A 20,216-nucleotide genomic window follows, 5' to 3' on the forward strand; every position below is an offset into this window, starting at 1 on the left:
AGAGAATTAAAAAAAAAGGCATGTGTGATAAAGTTTAACACTTCAAATTTTACGAAATACCAAACCCCGATAGGGGTGACATTATTATAGAAAATACAAAAGTAAATAATTTCCAAAACCCCGGTAGGGGTGACATTATAACTCAATAAACAAATAACGAATCAATCAAATAATACATGCAATACGATCCGGTAAAACGAAGTTTAGGAAGTGTATTTAATAAAACCCCTTTTTTAAGAATACTTTTTTATAAAATGCTTGACCTTTTATTATTAAGGTCGTGGCATATCCATAAAGAATTAAAAAAATGGGCGAAGGGAAAACTTGATTCCGAACAACATATCATGGATGCCGGTTCAGGTTTCGGACAATACTCCTATTATTTAAGTTCCATGAGTGAAAAATGGAAGTTTTTGGCAGTAGATGTAAAGGAAGAACAAATTGCAGATTGTAATGTGTTTTTCAAAAAGATAGGTAGAAAAAATATTCGTTTTCAGGTGCAAGACCTTACAAAATTTAAAATAGATAATCATTTTAATTTAGTTGTTTGTGTGGATGTTATGGAACACGTATTAGAAGATGTGGAAGTGTTTAAAAATTTTCACGCATCATTAGTTCCGGGTGGAATGGTATTGATCTCCACTCCTTCCGACCAAGGTGGATCTGATGTTCAGGAGGGAGATGATAGTTCATTTATTGAAGAACATGTGCGCGATGGATATAATATGGAAGATATTCAGGTGAAATTGCGCTCAGCCGGATTCCAAAAAACAGAGGCCAGATATGCATACGGAACTCCCGGCAAAATTGCCTGGCGATTATCGATGAAATATCCGCTGCAATTATTAAATATCTCCAAGGCATTTTTTATTATTTTACCATTTTATTATCTCCTCACATTCCCATTTTGTTTGATACTTAATTATCTGGATACGCATAGTGAACATAAGACGGGCACGGGATTGATTGTGAAGGCGTGGAAATGATCCAAATTGACAATTGACAATATTTCTGTGTCCCTACAGAGTTACGCGCAGCGAACTCTGTGGATTCGGAGCGTTGAGTTCTGAAGCTCTATCCTATGTGTGTCCCCACAGTGTTACGCGTAGCGAACTCTGTGGCCTCGGAGTTTTAATTATCATGCTTAGTCAAGGTAGAGCTAACTTAATTTCAATACTTCATTTATGTCCACACAGAGCAAGCCCAACGAACTCTGTGGTCTCGGAAATTAGTTATCAAAATAAAAATTATAAACAATGAGAAAATAGTCGCTGAAAAATTTTAGCGTGTATAGCCTCTCCACCAAATAATTCGAAGAAAACATACAAGAAAAAAGTGTCCCCACAGAGTTACGCGCAGCCAACTCTGTGGCCTCGGAGGAAAATTATTAATGTAAGATTAATACCTTCGTTCAATGACATTGCGAACCCTTAAACCCGATAAAGGAACAAGTTATTTCTGTACCTTTACAAATTGTAATTGGATACCATTATTCCAAATTACCAATTTCTACGATAAAATATATTCCTGGTTTGATTTTCTGGTAAACCGAGGTGATCAAATAATAGGATATGTTATAATGCCCAATCATATGCATGCAATTATATACTTAGATAATAATAGTCCTATAATAAATAAAGTTATAGGCGAGGCTAAAAGATTATTTTCATACTCCATTGTCAGCAAATTGAAGAAATTAGATGAGGGAGAAATAGTTTTACAACTACAAAATTGTGTTTCGGATTATGAAAGAAAAAAGGGATTTAAACACAAGGTTTTTGAAGATTCATTTGATTGTAAGGAATGTTACAATTATAATTACATTTTGCAGAAACTTCAATATATGCACTTAAATCCAGTGAAGGCAGGATTAATAATTACTCCTGAGGAATATATTCACAGTAGTGCGAAGTATTATTCAACAGGAGAGCAGGGTATATATCCTGTTAAGCATTTTGTTGAAGTATTTGAAGGTAAAGAGGCATTTGAGTTTTCGAGAAAGTATTTTTTTAAATGAATATGTATCTTGCTAATATTTCAGGCGTGAAGATTTATCCTCCGAATCCACAGAGTTCGCTGCGCGTAACTCTGTGGGGACACTCGCGGGGGGAATGCCGAATCCCCAGAGTTCTCTAGTTGTAACTTTGAGGAGACACTTTAAAGTTAAATTCCTCCATGATCTTTTTTGCATTAGTAACCTCTCCCCCATTATCCTTTATAAATTGTAGAACCGTTTTATATAACTCAAACCACCCCTTATCTGCATAATCAAAAAAATAATTATTATGCCATAAAATAGTGAGGAGAGTATTTGTTTTATTTTTTTCCAGAAATTCGAGTATCCTTTTTTCTGCTTGTTTGGAGTTGCAGTTTTGATAATATTTTAAGGAAGTATCCATTACATTTAACGGGACCTCAACAAAATTATACGCTCTCTTTTCTTTAAGATGAAAGGGTTTGATGGGTAATCCATAATTATTTCTAAATCCGATCGCATCAGGAAATCCCATAGAAGAATCTAATTTAATTCCGGAATTTTCGATGTCATCAAATGTATTAGGTAGTTCAGTAATTAAATAATGATTTCGATTTATTGGTAAACCAAGTTCACCTTGTTTTTTTAATTCATTGGTGAAATTATCTTTGCCGGCACTTTTATGTAAACCGTTTTCCCAACCTCTTGCTTTTATTTCACTGCGTATCTTTTTTATTGGAGCTGCATCAATTTCATAATCGGCATTGTTTATTCTGCGTGTTCCTTTTCCACTGTTCACCAACCAAAAGAATGTGGATCGCACATCAAATGCATCCTCAATATCCAGAATTTTATTGAGTAATAAATAATCCGGAGTTTTGAGATAATGGTTAAAGATCAGTTGCAAAAGCGTACCGATCTTTCCGTGTTTTACTAAATATCCATAATTATCTCCTAAAGCTCCATACACCGAATCAATGTCGTGTGTCAGAAAATATTGTGTAACTCTTTCTTGTTTTTTTACCAGCGATTTAAGTTTTGGAGTTGACTCATATAATGCATCAAAATATTGTGCGACCAGATTCTGATCAATACAATTAAAATGTTTTTGTAAACTTATATTGTACGGAAAGCGGTCATATTTATCAGGTGTGTAATCAATATACTCCTGTAAATAACTCAATAAATAAAAACAAGTGCTGATATAATCCGGCTTACCGGATGCATTGGTATGCAGTGGTTCTTTTCTAAAATAACCTTTAAAATGATAGTCACCTCCTAAATATGTATTTCTAAAAAAATGCGAGACCTGCATATCTCCCATACCGTGTTCCGCAATTAAAATATCTTCTCCCTCATTAACAAATTCACAATTAAATCCGATATACTTTGCAAAAACAGATATGGTCCATGCATATTCTTTGTGGAGCTCTGATTCTATTTTAAATTTAATTTTTGTAAGCATCGAAATAAATACAGGCCACTAAGGCACTAAGACACAAAGATTTCACAAAGAAAAAATAAATGATAGAATTAAATATCAAATTTAATTCCTTGCGCCAACGGTAATTTTGTTGAATAATTAATCGTATTTGTTTGTCTGCGCATGTAAGCTTTCCAGCAATCGCTTCCGCTCTCACGTCCGCCACCGGTTTCTTTTTCCCCACCGAATGCACCACCAATCTCTGCGCCGCTTGTTCCGATATTTACATTTGCAATTCCGCAATCTGATCCTGCTACTGATAAGAAGTATTCTGTCTCCAAAATATTTGTCGACATAATTGCAGAACTCAAACCCTGCGGAACATTATTGTGTATAGCAACGGCTTCTTCAATAGTATTGTATTTCATCACATATAAAATAGGCGCAAAAGTTTCGTGTTGGACGATCGCAAATTCATTTTTCGCTTCAATGATACATGGTTTTACATAACAACCGCTTTCATATCCTTCCCCTTCACAAACTCCACCTTCCACTAAAATATTTCCGCCCTCCGCAATTGCTTTTTCAATTGCAGAAGTATAATCCTCCACCGCTTTAACATCTATCAACGGACCAACGTGATTATTTTCATCCAATGGATTTCCTATTTTCAATTGTGAATAGGTTTTTCTTAGTGTATTTATTACACTATCATATACAGAAGCGTGAATAATTAATCTACGGGTAGTTGTGCAACGTTGTCCTGCAGTTCCTACAGCTCCAAAAATAGCAGCGCGAATTGCAATTTCCATATTAGCGTGCTCAGTAATAATGATGGCATTATTACCACCTAATTCCTGAATTACTTTTCCTAAACGTTCTCCAACAATTCCACCAATTCTTTTTCCAACGCGCGTACTTCCTGTAACTGAAATTAAAGGAATACGTTTATCCTTAGCCATTTCCTCTCCAATAGAATTATGAGATACCATTAACGCACTCACTCCTTCCGGAACATTATTATCTTTAAATACTTCGGCAATTATTTTATGTGTTGCAATTGCACTCATGGTAACTTTTGAACTCGGTTTCCAGATACAAACATCTCCACACACAAATGCAAGTGCTGCATTCCAACTCCAAACAGCCACAGGGAAATTAAATGCGGAAATAATTCCAACTATGCCGAGCGGATGCCATTGCTCATACATGCGATGTAAAGGACGTTCGCTATGCATGGTCAAACCATATAACTGGCGACTTAATCCCACTGCAAAATCGCAGATATCTATCATTTCCTGCACTTCTCCTAAACCTTCCTGCAAACTTTTTCCCATTTCGTAACTTACTAAGGTTCCGAGTGCATGTTTATGCAAACGCAATTTATCACCGATCTGACGAACCACCTCACCGCGTTTTGGTGCCGGCCAGTTGCGCCATTCTTTGAATGCCTTTTCGGCAGTCTGCACAATTATTTCATATTCCGCTCTCGAAGCTGAAGTGCAACTTGCAATTAAAGCCCCATCAACGGGAGAATAACTTTCTATCGTATTTCCATCCCCCTTCAACCAGTTTAAACCTGTTGACACACCACTATTGTTCTCTTTTATTCCAAGAAGGTGCAATTCCTTCTCTATCATATTTGTTTTTTGCAAAGTTTCCATTTTACTGATTTATGGTGCAAAATTACGGAGAAAAAACGGGGGTTTTTAGTTAGAAATTTCGAAGTCACCAATTAGTAAATAATAAAACTCACTACTTGGGGATGAACATAAGTTTTTATTATATAAATTCCAGGAGGATATTTATCGATATTAAGATGATTTACGGGAAATATGATAGGTGTAGTTTCAATTATTTCACCCGAAATATTTATAATTTCAAAAATGCCCGCTTCTTGTTCACTCCACTCAATATTTAAAATTTTGTCAGTAGGATTAGGATAAACTTTCATGCTGTTAATTTCTACATAAGCCAAGTTCAATCCCTCATCAATAATATCATTGCAATCATCATCCACCCCATTTAATAATTCTTCTGCTCCCGGATAAATATTGGGATCGGTATCATCACAATCGCTGTCGTTTAATACAAATCCTTCCGGAATATCACAGGAAAGGGAATCTACAAATATATTTCCATAGTTATCTCCGTCTGCATCTTCATAACTTTGTATATAGGCGAGATTGTCATCAATTGTGCCGTCGCAATCGTTATCGAGATAATCACAGATCTCTGTTGCTCCAGGGTAAATTAAATTATTTGTATCATTACAATCGGTACTGTCCAATACATAACCAAATGGAAAATTACAGGAAACGCTGTCTTGTAACAAGGCACCGAAGGCATCTCCATCTAAATCCGCATAATATACCGTAAAAATTGCGTCTTCATCAATAATTCCATTGCAATTATCGTCAACGGAATTACAAATATCCGTTGCCCCGGGATAAATTAAATTGTTTGCATTATTACAGTCCGTACTATCCAAAACATAACCTAATGGCAGTTCACACGCCAGTGAATCATTTAATATATCCCCAAAACCATCTCCATCTATATCAGCATAATAAGGTGTATTGCAAATGCCGAGTTTTACGATCCAATAGTCGAAATCTCCATTATTTTCTGACACATCAAAGTCGTTAGAGCGAGAATATCCTGATACTACTAAATCAGAATCACTAGTTTCTAAAATTCCATATGCGTTATCATAATCGGAACCTCCAATGGATTTTTCATAAATAATATTTGATAAAGAATCAATTTTCACAATCCAAAAATCTGTAATTCCTTTATTCTCACTTAAATCAAAATCAGATGATCTTGAAGCTCCTGCGAAAACATAACAACTATCCATTAATAGAATAATGGAAAAAGCAACGTCAGCATCTGAACCACCATAACACTTCTTCCAAATATCATTGCCAAGGCTATCAAGTTTTATTAACCAACAATCCTGAGTTCCACCATGAAATCCAACAACATCACCATCATTGGAATAGGTCTCACCGCTAACTAAATATCCTTTATCCGAAGTCTCAACCAATGAATAAGCAATATCGGTAGACGAACCGCCAAAAGACTTTTCCCAAATTAAATTACCATTTGCATCTAATTTTATAACCCAAAAATCACCTAACCCATTATTTATTGTCACATCACCCCCCCCATATGCAGAACCAACCAATACAAAATTTCCATATGTATCTTGAATCACGTCCATTGCACCATCATCAAAGAAAGGAGATCCATATGTTTTTTCCCATTCAATATCACCACTTGTATTAAGTTTTACGATCCACCAATCACTGGAACCTTCAGAAGTACCTTCAAATACATCCCCATCTTGAGAATTAGTACCAGCTGCTATAATATATCCTGAATCACTTGTTACCGCTATGGAAAATCCAGCATCACCATCGGAACCTCCTAATGATTTTTGCCATTCTAAATTACCAATTGAATTTACCTTTACTACCCAACAATCCACATCACCCTGAAAACTAGTTATATCTCCATCATTTGAATATGTGCTACCAACCATAATAAAACCACCATCAAATGTTTGTTTTACATCCCTACAATAATCCAATGATGAACCACCGTATGATTTTTCCCATTCCATTATGCCTAATGAATTTAATTTAACCAACCAATAATCAGAAAAGCCATGTATTTCGGTAACATCAAAATCATTAATTCCAGCATATCCTCCTAGCAAAAAACCACCATCATTTGTCATTAATATGGCATTGCCTTTATCCCACTGACTGCTTCCAAAATTATATTCCCACATAACCTCCGGAATCTGAGAATAGCATATATCAATTGAAATTGCAATCAATACAGAATTAAATAACATCTTCAGACTTTTCATTACACTAATTATACGGCTAAGATAGCTATCTTTTTTAGATTTCTCAAATAAAAACAGTGCTTATTTACACTGTCACTTTCCTCCCTGGAAAGTAATGGAATATAAAGATATTCAAAGTAATTTGCTATTCATTTTCTCAAATTTCTTAACTCTTAAACTAAATTTTATGCTAAAATTATTTGCATCCAGAAAGGGTTTGGTTTTATTCAAACAAATATCTTTCGCGGTCACCACATTTTTATTGATCTATACTTCGTATTCTTTCCGAGTGAAGCCGACTGTAGCTCATTCTAATTCTACTGAGTTGCTAGGTTTATATCTTTCGGCTATTTTAACAGAGGATACGGTGAAGCATAAAATAGGTGATACGATAGCAGTATACAGTTCAGGTTTAGATACCGTTTATGTGACCTATGCAGAGGCTATTCCTGACTCACTGGCGGAAGAACTTTGGGTAATAAATGATCCACATAAAGAAATGGTAATACAACTCTCGCATCATGATGCTGCGGTAAATGAAGGAGTGATTGGAATTAATCTAAGTGATTTTTTTCAGAAAGCAGGAACCCTTCAAAAGGGACACGGCAATTATGATCATAATACAAATTATACAGGAGTTGAGGACCCATGGGAAGCAATGGTAGCTCTAAAACCAAAAACAGTGCGGATTTTCAGTGGAGCTGGCAGTAAGTTTATGCATCCGCTTGGATATTACGATGATGAGGATGAAATTAATTATGGTGGTTATGGATATTTCTGGAAAGAATTAATACCATTATATGATAGGACGGAGAATGTAAATGTTGCACCATCGGAGATATCCATAATAAGTGAATTATCTGACGGCGAATGCGATCCCGGCGAATTAATTTGGATAAAAGAAAGTTTTCGCGAGGATTTCTCAGGATATTACAATAAATCTGTTTCGCAACAGGATGATGCTTTATATATTACGCAATTTATTAATATGATCGACGAAATTGAAACAGGAGGTCACGTAGTTGATGTAATTTATTGTGTAAATATTTTAACGCAATCTGCAAGTGAAATGTTGGATGTTATTGATTATTTGGAATTGTATGGCGTGAATGTGGTAGGTGTGGAATTAGGCAATGAAGTATATTTTGAATTTCATAACCTCGCATTGGGAATGACCGATTTTGAACATTATTGGGAATATATTAATGGTGGAAATTATTCAGGTGGTGAAGAAACTGCCTTACTTGCAGTATTGCCGGATTATATGGAAGAAGATCATGACTATATAGGTAATATAAAAGGAAGATCGGAATATCACCATATAAAAATTGGTTTGCCTGCTCAAAATATTCCAAACTGTGGTGAGGCGTATGATATTGCGTTATTTGATGACCCTACACGTGATGAAGAAATTACTGAAGATAATGCAATTCCAGTTGATAGAGATCCTGATCCTGGATTTATTGATCCATGTGATTGTTTCTATCCACAATGGAACCTAGATATGGTAACCCATTATGCAGATGTTACTACGGAATCTACAAATGAATATTATAAATTTGACGCTATTATTTTTCATAATTATTATACGCCTAAAAATAATTCCATTCTTTGCGAGGGAAATTCAAATTGGATGGATATTATGTGTGAAATGCATCCTGAATATGACGGGGAAAATCTCGACCTAGATTACTGGGATCCCTATATTTATGAAGGTCCTTGGAATTATGCTGATGGCGGAATTCCTACTGCACCTGACGAGGATTTGAAGGAAGCTTTCTATAAAATTAATGGAATTTCTTATCCAGATGATGATGATGAACTTGTACCGGGTAATTTTAAAGAATTTACCAGAGACCGTATTGATTATTCTTATGAAGAGCACGCTCTTCAGATGCTGTTTACGGATACTGACGAAGATCCGACTTATAAGGAGGTTTGGGTAACTGAATATAATTTACATGATGGATTAAGATTTCCCAACTCACCTGAGGGAAAAGCAAACCAAAATAAAGTGCAACCATATGCATCCACCGTTACAAATACATTTTCGCATGCAGCAATGTTACAAAACTGGTTTTTATGGAATATTAAATCATCATTTGATCCTGATTATAGACCTTACTTTCTTACCAGAGCTACAGTTCAAAATGCGATCGGTGGGACTACCATTGACCTTATGAATGAAGGAGATGCCGCAGATCAAAAACTTCTTGGTGAAATTTCATCCTGTACCACATCCGTAAAAGATCCTTTCTTTGTGCGCAGAGCGACATATTTTGCAATGCAACTATGGAGGGTTATAAGTGATAATCATTTGCATTATCTAAAAACGGAAACTACAATGGCTTCACTCAATGATAATTTGGCTCCTACCATTTTTATTGACGAAGCCGAACAGAAAATTTATGTATTCTATACCAACGTAACCGATCTCGAACAGAAATATATGTTTGCACCCGGAACATTGGTAAATGATTTTGGTGGTGAAACTTATTATGACATAATTTTAACTCCAGATGTAGATGGGTTAATACTAGATGCAGATCAGTTATATTCAACGGCAGGAAACGGTGCAATATTTAGAATTAGCGACGCATACGATGATTGTACAGAATCGATTGGACAGGTAAACAGATTTGAATTACGAGATCTTGAAACCTTATTGGATGCAGATGTTTCTTGTCCAGGCCCATTTGTTGGAGCGGCGTATGGAGGGGTGTGTGTTCTTGTTCCTCCGGTTTCAATGGGATATTTTATTATACCATTTGAAGTAGATACACCACGTTTAGGAAATGTTCATGACATTTATTCCATTTATCCTAATCCTGCATCCACATATTTTATAGTGCAACAAAAAAATATCAATAATCAGGAAATTCACGACATAAATATTGAGATTTACAGCATGTTTGGCAACCTGCTTCAAAAAACCATAGTTTCAGAGGGACAATCCATTGATATTTCAAAATTACCTGTTGGTGTTTATAACGTTTTGATAAAAACCGATGGTTTAAAAACAGAGACAGAATCACTGATTAAAATGAAGTAACAAAAATTAACGTACAGTTTTAAATAATAACCCGTTGCAAAATGCAGCGGGTTATGTATTTTAAATTTTACCGCAATAATACGCATACTAATTTAAATATTTAAAATTGATGATCTTTGCTTATATTAAAGTCTTTATTTTAAACCTAAGTCATCATTATAATAACAAATATGCAACTATGCCAATCAAACCAAACCCAATCGATCTCTACATCTCCAAAGCACAACCCTTTGCTCAACCCATACTCACACACTTCCGCAAACTGGTTCACGATACCTGTCCAGATGCAGAAGAAAAAATGAAATGGGGAATGCCATTTTTTGATTATAAAGGACAGATGTTGTGTAACATGGCATCCTTTAAACAACATTGTGCCTTTGGATTCTGGAAGGCTTCATTAATGAAAGACGCCCAATTATTGGAAAATGCAAAATCAGAATCCGCCATGGGACATTTAGGCAAAATTACTTCCATGAAAGATATGCCTTCCGATAAAAAAATAATTGGCTGGATAAAAGAAGCGATGAAATTAAATGACGAAGGCAAAAGTGTACCCAAACCAAAACCCACAGAAAAAGATAAAAAAGAATTGATCGTCCCAAAACAATTACAAGCTGCACTCAATAAAAATAAAAAAGCAAAATCCACCTTCGAAAATTTCGCCTACTCCCATCGCAAAGAATATATTCAATGGATAACAGAAGCAAAAACAGAAACGACCAGAGATAAAAGAATTGCAACAACTATTGAGTGGTTGACAGAGGGTAAGGGAAGACATTGGAAATATCAGGGATGAAGTTCGGGGTTCTGAGTTCTGGGTTCTGGGTTCTGAGTTCTGGGTTCTGAGTTCTGGGTTCTGAGTTCGGAGTTCGGAGTTCTGAGTTCGGAGTTTGGGGTTCTGTGTAGCCAGATGTTTACAAGGTTTGCAAAAGTTTCAGGGTTGAGTTCCGATTAAAATTTTTTATTTTTTGATTGTTATTTTTTATTAATCATGGTTTAGATGGTTTGCAAAAGTTTGCAAGGTTGTGATCCGATTAAAATGAGTTTTAATTGTAGAGACACAATGCATCGCGTCTCTACAATTAAAAATGTTCAACCAACTAAATCCTATGTCCCATTTCCAATGTCCTATATCAGTCCTATATCGTATGTCCTATTTCCTAAATCTCTAGTTTCCGCATTAATTCAAACACATTCCCAATATCCAAATTCAACATAAAAGAAATTTTCTCTCCGTAGGGACCACCTTCAATTTGAGTTTTAATATCATCTGACCAAAGTAATGGGAAATATATTTCGAAAATATTGTTTGGCAAACGGATCATTACTCCGGCATCGTATAATAATTTTCCGGAAATATCGGGATCAATTGACCCTAAGGTTCCGAGATCAGCAAATAATGCAACAGGGATATTAAATGGCAATGGCACTTCAATATTTGCAGCAAATAATTTATCGTTGCTTGTAGCAATTCCACCGTTTAATCCGGGGGTTTTGAAAAATCCATCTGTCATGGAAATTTGTTGTGATTTAATTCCATTGTCGCTGTTGCGCGCAAAATAAATTTCATCATAAAGGTCGTCGTTGAAACCATTATTACCGGATAAGGTAAATACATCCTTTGCGTAATCACCATCAACAGAATAAATATTCATCAATCCTGCAAACAATCGCAGATCAACTCCATATTTCTTTTTTGGATATGTGTAAGTAATATTAAATTCCGTATAAAATTTAAAGGCATCGTCATTCATTTCACCCACCACTCTTAGTGAATGTGGCAATCTGGTAATTTGATTGGAAAGCCGATACGACAATTCCTGAACAAAAAAGGAAGAAAACCCGGTTGTATTTATTAATCCTGCATCATCCACAAAAAAATATTTATCCTCTTCCATAATAAATAAATTTCGGAATTGAATAGTATGTTTTAATTTGCTTTTAAATTCTTTTTTAGCAAGGTCAACTTCAATTTTTGTTTCAAATTTTCTAAACTGTGGAATTATATCCAGCGTATCATTTGGAGAAGTTACAGTAAAATCATCGTAACTGTAACTCATCACAGATTCTGAAATACGCAACCTATCGATAAATCCACTTTTCGGATAAATGTTTAATCCTATACTCCCCTGCCCTACTAAAGTTTCTGCGTTAAATGAGTACATAGGAGCAGCAACAAAATCAATTAAGGGTGTTGGCAAGATCATATTCCAAACACCCAGTCCCAACATAAATCCATCGTTTTCGTTGGAACCAAAAATGGGTAAATAATTTATCGTAGTTCGAGTTGGATCATCCACCCCAAAGCCGGCAAATTTTAATTGCAGGGGTTCAATTGTTTTAAATACACCTGAAGTTTTTATTGTATTATTTTCTCTTTCAGTTTCGGGAATTGTTTGTTGCGCATCAATTTTTAAATGCGTTACATTCCATTCACTTTTATAATTTACATAAATGGTCTGACTATTCGTAAATCCTCTGAACCAATCCGTTCTTAAAATACTGTCGCCATCCATTAAACTTAATGAAAAGGGAGCCGGGATATCAGATTTATTTTCAATATCCACTGCCATTGCAGTTTTTCCTTTTTGGAATTTTCCTATGCTATAATCAGGACCTCTATCTGAGTTAATTAATTTTTCGAAGAACCATGCATAATTTTCACCTGTTTCTGCTTCAAATAATTTTTGCATGTCACCGGGATACACATGTTTAAATTCGTAGGTATCATAATACGTATGCATTATGCGATCGAATTCATCTTTTCCTAAAACATCAGTTAAATAACGGAAAAAATATGCGGTTTCCATGTACATTACCAAACCATAATTAATTGGCGTAAATGCAGTAGATGGTGTATTAACTGCTTGCGATTTATTTTGTTTTATACACACCTGATTTATATTCCAAACTATATTATCATCTGAACTTGTATCCACACCAATTAAATTTGCAAGTACGGGTGGTACGCCAATAGCATTTCTTTCAGTGTAATAGGTATCCATATACCGATTTTCATAATAGGTATTTATTCCCTCATCCATCCAACCGTGAACACGTTCATTGCTTCCTATAATTCCGTAAAACCAATTATGTCCAACCTCATGCGTAATTACATTATCCAAAGATTCTGCATCCAGATCACCTGATAATACTGTTATAGTTGGATATTCCATTCCACCTGCACCTTCCACTTCCAGCGAACCATCAACTGCTTGTGCAACATTCCATGGATATTCACCAACATTTTCTGAATAAAATAAAACTGCGCGATTAATATATTCACAGGCTTTTTTCCATTCATCGGCATGTTCATCATTAAAATATGCATAAGTAGTAACTGTTCTTTCCGACTCCGGTAAAACAATTCCACTTTTCATTACATTAAATCTTTTGTCAGCAAACCACGCAAAGTCATGCGAATTTTTTAATTGATATTCAATTGTTTTTGTTTTTTCTGAGGATGGAGGAAATGAAAGATCGGTAGTATCAAATTTATTTCTTTCTGTTTCTCTTGCAATTTTATCTAAAAATGCAACTTCACTTTTTGTTTGCAGATCACCACTTGCCCCCACCACATAATTTTCGGGAACGGTAATAAAAACATGAAAATTTCCGAATTCACTGTAAAATTCACCCTGATCCAAATACGGTATCGGATGCCATCCCTGCGCATCATACACAGCCGGTTTAGGATACCACTGCGAGATCTGGTATTGTTGTCCGGTATGTCCCATTCTCGAAAAACATTTTGGGATCTTTACATGAAAAGTGGTTTTAATGCTAATTGTTTCGCCTGATTTAACCGGAGAGTTGAGTATTAATTTGGCGATATCGGGATTTTCTTCATCATATTCCAGTTTAACATCATCACCACCAACTTTAAAATTCAAATTATCAATATACCCTCTATCCTCCTCTTTTGCATATTGAAAAGTTTGGCTTCCCTGTTCAAATTTTTGTCGGGCGAAAGCCGTTTTGGTGTTTTTATAGGCATTTGGCCATAAATGTATCCAGATAAAAGCCAGGTCGTCGGGCGAATTATTAGTATAACGTATTGCCAATGAGCCATTCAGCGCATGGTTTACGTCATCCAGGGTAACATTTATCTCATAATCCACATTTTGCTGCCAATAACTCGTTGTTTGAGCTGAGACAGAACGCTGTAAATTAACGGTCAATATCGCTATAAGTAGTAAAACCAGTTTGTTCATCAAATAAATTTTGGGTTAAAGATAGAAGGAATTGTTTTTGCAGTGTTAATGTTATAGGTAGGCAAAAGGTTACAAATTGCCTGTTCTTTTCAATTTTGGGTCAGTTTTGTTTTATTTGGATTAAAGTTTTACAAAATCAACGAAACTTATTTTTGAAAAACTAAATTTGCATTAATATGATGAATGAGGATTTTAACGAAAGGGAAAACACAGAGATTGCGGAGTTGATTGAGTTGTTTGAAAAATGTTTAAGCAGCAACGAGCAGCACTATTTCGATGAAGACAGCCTGGAGCGCATTCTGGAATATTATGAAATGCGCAACCTCAGCGACCGTGCGGAAGCTGTGGTGGATTATGCCATTATGCAAAATCCTAACTCCTCAGACTTTCTTGTGCGCAAAGCAGAATTTTTACTCAACAGGAAAAAATACAAGGAATCACTGGAATTATTGGATAAGGCTTACCTTTTTGATACACGAGAAATTGACATTTTTCTTATTCGTTCCGACATCTATCTCGAAACAAATGAACCGGAAAAGGCAGCAGAAACACTTTTTGAGGCACTGAAAATTGCGGATAAGGAGGAACAGGATGTTATTTATGCCGAACTCAGCGATATTTACGAAATTCAGGAAGATTTCGAAAAAGCCTTTGATTGTCTTTCCAAAGCATTGGATATCAATCCAATAAATGAGGATGCACTTTTCAAACTTTCACATATTGTCGACATGACCGACAAATACGACGAAAGTATATCCATACATACCGCTATTACCGAAAAAGAACCTTATGCCTGGTTGGCGTGGTATAATTTGGGTAAGGCATATATGGGATTAAGCCTCTTTGAAAAAGCAATTGAAGCTTTTGAATTTGTGATGGCAATCGACGAAAATTTCGACCTTGTTTATCGCGATGCAGCAGATATTTATTATCGCCTTGACGATTTTAAGAAGGCAATTGAAATGTTTGAAATTGCGCATGAAAAATCGGGAGGATATGAAGATTATAGTTTCCGTATAGGTTTATGTTATGAACGCATGGAAAATTATAAATCTGCACGTTTTCAATTTCGCAAAGCTGCGCGTCAGGATCCATTTATGCATGAAGCATATTTTCGCATAGGGGAAACTTACCGCATTGAAGATCGTTTTGATGCCGCTTTGGTGAATTATAAAAAAGCATTAAAACTCGATGAGAGCAATGAGGATTATATCTGCACTATTATCAGTATTTATAAAATGCTTGACAGAGATCCAGAGGTAATTAATTATTTAAATTGGTTGGTTAATGTGCGTCCTGATATTTTAACTTACTGGTTGGATTATATTATTTATCTTCTTGATATTGAAAAATATGACCAGGTGATTGAAGTGACTGCCGAAGCAATAAACCGCTCAGGACATTATGCCGAATATTTTTATCTGCAAAGTGCCGCTTTATTCCTAACAGGTAAAGAACGCGAATCCATTTCCGTTCTCGAACATGCATTAACTTTAGATTATGTTCGTCACGCAATTTTATATGAAGTATGTAAAGATTTTGTGATGAACAAAAAGGTGCAGGATGTGATTAATCTTTATAATAATAATTAGGGAGTGGTGAGTGGTGAGTGAGTGAGTAGTATGGGAAAAAGGGGTGAGTGGTGAGTAGTGAGATCGACAGCCGAATGATTATGCTCCGCATTAAACTCCTTCAGACCTTTTAACCCCTACGAACGAACCCTGTCAACCCTGTAAACCTTGCCAACCCTGTAAACCTTGCCAACCCTGTAAACCCTGCCAACCCTGTAAACCTTGCCAACCCTGGCTTTCCCCCCTCAATTGATAGCCACACTGAAAAAGTGAGACCATCAAGTCGCTTGATTTTCGCACTAAACCCATTCAACCCCTTCAACCCTGCAAATACTCGGTTGCCTCAATTTTTTGGCGGTTTCATTCTCAATTCTCAACGCTCCATTCTCAATTCCTCTTGTTTATCACTATTTTTGCACCGCACTATTTTAACCGTGAATGAACTTTGAACTAAGCAGTCTTCCCCAGAGAAACGCGAAACCCCGCACACATGGCATTACAATGGTAATGGACAAGGGATTAAGCATCAGGGAAGCAGAAGACCTTTTAACTGTTTCTGAACCTTATATCGACTTACTTAAACTTGGTTTTGGGACTGCTTTTGTTACTCCGAAAATTGAGGACAAGCTAGCAGTTTATAGAAATGCCAATATTCCTACCTATTTCGGGGGTACTCTCTTTGAGGCTTTTGTAGCGAGAGATCAATTTGACGATTATTTGCGGTTGCTGGAAAAATATAAAATGCAATATGCGGAAGTGAGTGATGGTTCTATTGAATTGGAGCATGATGTTAAATGTGATTATATCTCCAAATTGGCAAAACACGTTACTGTTTTAAGTGAAGTTGGATCAAAAGATGAAACTAAAATATTAGCTCCCTACAAATGGATAGAGCTGATGAAAAAAGAAATTGAAGCAGGAAGTTATAAAGTGATAGCAGAAGCTCGTGAAAGCGGAACTGTTGGAATTTATCACAGCAAAGGTGAGGTGCGCAGCGATCTTATAGATGAAATTTTAACTGTAATTTCTGAAGATAAAATTATCTGGGAAGCTCCGATTAAAAGTCAGCAGGTTTATTTTATTAAATTATTAGGTGCCAATGTAAATCTTGGAAATATCGCACCTAATGAAATTATTCCACTCGAAACTTTACGCCTTGGATTAAGAGGTGATACATTTCATCACTTTTTGAAATAATAGCATTACTAAATGGAATCTATACATTGGTTTATTGATACCTTTCTGCATTTGGATAAATACCTCGCTGAATGGATCACTACATATGAAAATTGGATATATGTGATCATGTTCATGATCATTTTTATTGAAACCGGTATTGTTATCTGGCCATGGCTCCCCGGTGACTCTCTTTTATTTGCCGCAGGAACTTTTTGTGCAATTGGATCACTCAATATTTTTATTTTAATTCCACTTTTGATCATTGCAGCAATTTTAGGAGATACATCCAATTATTTTATTGGAAAATATTTTGGTGAAAGAGCAATGAAATTAAAATTTCGGGGTAAACAAATATTAAAAGCAGAACACCTGGATAAAACACATAAGTTTTATGAAAGACATGGTGCTAAAACCATTATCCTCGCTCGTTTTGTTCCTATTGTGCGCACTATAGCTCCTTTTATTGCAGGTATGGGAACCATGACCTATAAAAAATTTCTTACCTATAATATCGCGGGAGCATTACTTTGGATCCCATCCATTACAATATTAGGATTTGCTTTAGGACATAACGAATATGTGAAAAAGAATTTTGAAATTGTTGTTCTGGCAATCATTTTCATTTCTATAATTCCTATCATTGTGGAATTAATAAAAGGTAAAATGGCAAAATCAAATAAACCTGTTCCATGAGAAAATTTGGTTTAATAGGATATCCGCTTACCCATTCCTTTTCTGAAAAATATTTTGCAGAAAAATTTGAGAAAGAAGAAATTGAAGACAGTAATTATTCCTTATTCCCATTAGAAAATATTGAAGATGTAAGATTTTTATTCGAAGTGGAAAAAGATCTTCATGGATTAAATGTCACAATTCCATATAAAGAAACCGTAATACAATATCTAGATGACCTTGATAACACAGCACAAAAAATAGGTGCCGTTAATTGCATTAAAATAGATGAGATACAAAAGGTAGGATACAATACAGATTACGCTGCGTTTCGTGACTCACTAAAACCATTATTGAAAACACATCACAAAAAAGCATTGATACTTGGAACAGGTGGCGCATCAAAAGCGGTCAATTATGCACTTCAGGAATTAAATATTCAACCCGTTTTTGTATCTAGAAATAAATCGGAAAATAATTTTATTTATTCTGAATTAACCGGAGATATTATTGCGGAATATCCTGTAATAATAAATTGTACTCCAACCGGCATGTATCCTGCAATAAATGTTGCTCCTGAAATACCATATCAGTCATTATCAAAAAATAATTTGTTGTTTGATCTGATCTACAATCCAGAAAAAACACTATTTCTGCAACAGGGTGAGAAACAAGGAAGCATTATTAAAAACGGGTTGGAAATGTTGCAACTTCAAGCTGAATATGCCTGGGAGATCTGGAATACGGAACAGGAATAAATTGCACCTAAAATCCGGGCAAAAACATTATTTATTATCCTCGCTAAAATAACATTTTATAGAACTCACATTTCTCTGAAATTCCATATGGTAGGTAAATGTTATCATACCTCCGAAAATATAAGAATCATTATTATTAGGATCACCTCTTCCACCCTCAGGTTCTATCAAGTCGGGTCGGGTGCCATCAGAAGTATTGGAAAGTGCAGCAGCCATAACTGCTTTTTCGAGATCGTAGTGTAAAAAATAATAATCCGGATTTGGATAATAAGAACTCACATCGTCAATATAATCGGTTGTTGTTAGACGTGCTGCCATTTCAAAACCCAAAACCCAGTTATTGTAGGTCAAAATTCTGAAGCCTCCACCTAATGGAAAACAAACTGCAATTTTTGAATACTTTTTTCTATCGGGGTATTCCGGTAAACCCTGACCTTCAGTGCCTAACTCCTGTAAATTAACCCATTCTCCGTCATACTTGGCCTGCGGATTAAAATAAAACGCTCCTATTCCTCCATATATGTAAGGCGACCATCTTTTCTTTTTTATTCCAGTAAATCTATTCATCGACAATTCAATCATCCCTGATGCCTCAACAATTGGTGATCTGAAACTCAGATTTCTATAATGTCTGAATTCATTATCGCTGAGTGCATCATCTCCTTTTAACATGGAGGCAAGCGCATTAAATCGAAAAGCTGTACGGGGAATAATTTCTTGTCTGTAAACAATACCAAGTGCAGGCCTGGTAACCTCAGGGTCGATGTCCCAGAAAAATGCTCGTCCAACATCATCTGATCCGCCCAGGTCGCCCAAAAAGCTGGAAAAGCCCAAATTCACCCCAAACTCTCTGGATAATACAATTGGCTGTGCTTTCAGCAATGAATTATGCCAAAACATACCAATGGTAATCGCCAGAAACGTTATGAATGATTTTTTAGACATGTTGTGTTGATGCTTAGGGGACAACGAAAATCTAACATTTTTTAACAATAACAAAATTTGTGACCCTAAATACCAAATATTATTTAAGTTCCCCGCCAAAATGGTAAGGAAATTATAAAACGAAATTGCCGTGTTACTTATTTTTTCGTTGAATAGCTACTTAACCTTACTATGGTGTGTATAAGCTTATCAGGCCTTAGCGGTAGGACCAAAATTCATTGGAATACCCCCAAAACCTTCATTATCCTTGATATCACCATGCGTATTCTCAAATTTTGAAATATTATCAGTAAGTGCCTTTAAAAGCCTTTTGGCATGCTGAGGGGTCATCAGAATTCGGCTTTTAACCTTTGCTTTAGGCACACCCGGCATAACTCTGATAAAATCTATAACAAATTCAGCACTGGAATGTGTAATTATGGCAAGGTTGGAATAGATCCCTTCGGCAATTTCCTCAGAAAGTTCTATGTTCAGTTGATTTTTGTCTTTTAAATCGCTCATTTTCGGTTATTTACTTGTAAAATTATCGGTAAAATCGGGTTTCTCGAAATTGTTTTGCAATTTAGGC

The 20,216-nt window shown here is 35.6% G+C and carries 14 protein-coding genes; 8 read left to right on the plus strand and 6 right to left on the minus strand.

What is annotated here, in order from left to right; genetic code table 11:
• The first annotated feature begins 176 nt into the window (after positions 1-176).
• Positions 177-986 carry a class I SAM-dependent methyltransferase gene (locus IPI31_18345; protein ID MBK7569785.1) on the plus strand — a complete coding sequence of 270 codons (810 nt, stop codon included), beginning with the start codon at positions 177-179 and terminating at the stop codon, positions 984-986.
• Positions 987-1,414: 428 nt separating this feature from the next.
• Complete coding sequence (locus IPI31_18350) at positions 1,415-2,017, plus strand: hypothetical protein (protein ID MBK7569786.1); 603 nt, start codon at positions 1,415-1,417, stop codon at positions 2,015-2,017.
• Positions 2,018-2,132: 115 nt separating this feature from the next.
• Here the strand turns inward: IPI31_18350 and IPI31_18355 are convergent, their stop codons facing one another.
• The 3 genes from IPI31_18355 to IPI31_18365 all read right to left on the minus strand — a co-directional run bounded on the left by IPI31_18355 (position 2,133) and on the right by IPI31_18365 (position 7,278).
• Complete coding sequence (locus IPI31_18355) at positions 2,133-3,440, minus strand: hypothetical protein (protein ID MBK7569787.1); 1,308 nt, start codon at positions 3,438-3,440, stop codon at positions 2,133-2,135.
• A 68-nt stretch (positions 3,441-3,508) separates the two neighbouring features.
• Entirely contained in the window at positions 3,509-5,038 is a 1,530-nt protein-coding gene (locus IPI31_18360) for an aldehyde dehydrogenase family protein (protein MBK7569788.1), read from the minus strand.
• A gap of 95 nt (positions 5,039-5,133) precedes the next feature.
• On the minus strand, positions 5,134-7,278 hold the full coding sequence (locus tag IPI31_18365) for a T9SS type A sorting domain-containing protein (GenBank protein ID MBK7569789.1): 2,145 nt from the start codon (positions 7,276-7,278) through the stop codon (positions 5,134-5,136).
• Positions 7,279-7,444: 166 nt separating this feature from the next.
• On the opposite strand from IPI31_18365, the gene IPI31_18370 reads away from it, so the two are divergent.
• Positions 7,445-10,309, plus strand: coding sequence for a T9SS type A sorting domain-containing protein (locus tag IPI31_18370; GenBank protein MBK7569790.1), 2,865 nt, complete (start codon positions 7,445-7,447; stop codon positions 10,307-10,309).
• Positions 10,310-10,487: 178 nt separating this feature from the next.
• A complete protein-coding gene (locus tag IPI31_18375) occupies positions 10,488-11,105 on the plus strand; it encodes a YdeI/OmpD-associated family protein (GenBank protein MBK7569791.1) in 618 nt (205 codons plus the stop codon).
• 364 nt (positions 11,106-11,469) lie between these two features.
• Here the strand turns inward: IPI31_18375 and IPI31_18380 are convergent, their stop codons facing one another.
• Positions 11,470-14,523, minus strand: coding sequence for a M1 family metallopeptidase (locus IPI31_18380; GenBank protein ID MBK7569792.1), 3,054 nt, complete (start codon positions 14,521-14,523; stop codon positions 11,470-11,472).
• A 176-nt stretch (positions 14,524-14,699) separates the two neighbouring features.
• On the opposite strand from IPI31_18380, the gene IPI31_18385 reads away from it, so the two are divergent.
• The 4 genes from IPI31_18385 (at position 14,700) to IPI31_18400 (ending at position 18,703) form a co-directional block, all read left to right on the plus strand.
• Positions 14,700-16,115 (plus strand): tetratricopeptide repeat protein, encoded by a 1,416-nt coding sequence (locus IPI31_18385; protein ID MBK7569793.1) that lies wholly within the window; start codon positions 14,700-14,702, stop codon positions 16,113-16,115.
• Positions 16,116-16,532: 417 nt separating this feature from the next.
• On the plus strand, positions 16,533-17,291 hold the full coding sequence (locus tag IPI31_18390; GenBank protein ID MBK7569794.1) for a phosphosulfolactate synthase: 759 nt from the start codon (positions 16,533-16,535) through the stop codon (positions 17,289-17,291).
• A gap of 12 nt (positions 17,292-17,303) precedes the next feature.
• Complete coding sequence (locus IPI31_18395) at positions 17,304-17,966, plus strand: DedA family protein (GenBank protein ID MBK7569795.1); 663 nt, start codon at positions 17,304-17,306, stop codon at positions 17,964-17,966.
• Positions 17,963-18,703, plus strand: a complete 741-nt coding sequence (locus tag IPI31_18400) for a shikimate dehydrogenase (GenBank protein ID MBK7569796.1) — start codon at positions 17,963-17,965, stop codon at positions 18,701-18,703. Before IPI31_18395 ends, IPI31_18400 begins: the two co-directional genes overlap by 4 nt.
• 27 nt (positions 18,704-18,730) lie before the next feature.
• On the opposite strand, the gene IPI31_18405 is transcribed toward IPI31_18400, so the two are convergent.
• Both IPI31_18405 and IPI31_18410 read right to left on the minus strand, forming a co-directional pair.
• Entirely contained in the window at positions 18,731-19,648 is a 918-nt protein-coding gene (locus tag IPI31_18405) for a hypothetical protein (protein MBK7569797.1), read from the minus strand.
• 189 nt (positions 19,649-19,837) lie between these two features.
• On the minus strand, positions 19,838-20,149 hold the full coding sequence (locus tag IPI31_18410; GenBank protein MBK7569798.1) for a DUF3467 domain-containing protein: 312 nt from the start codon (positions 20,147-20,149) through the stop codon (positions 19,838-19,840).
• Positions 20,150-20,216: the final 67 nt, after the last annotated feature.

Source organism: Bacteroidota bacterium, from assembly GCA_016706865.1.
In the GTDB taxonomy this organism is placed as follows: domain Bacteria; phylum Bacteroidota; class Bacteroidia; order Chitinophagales; family BACL12; genus UBA7236.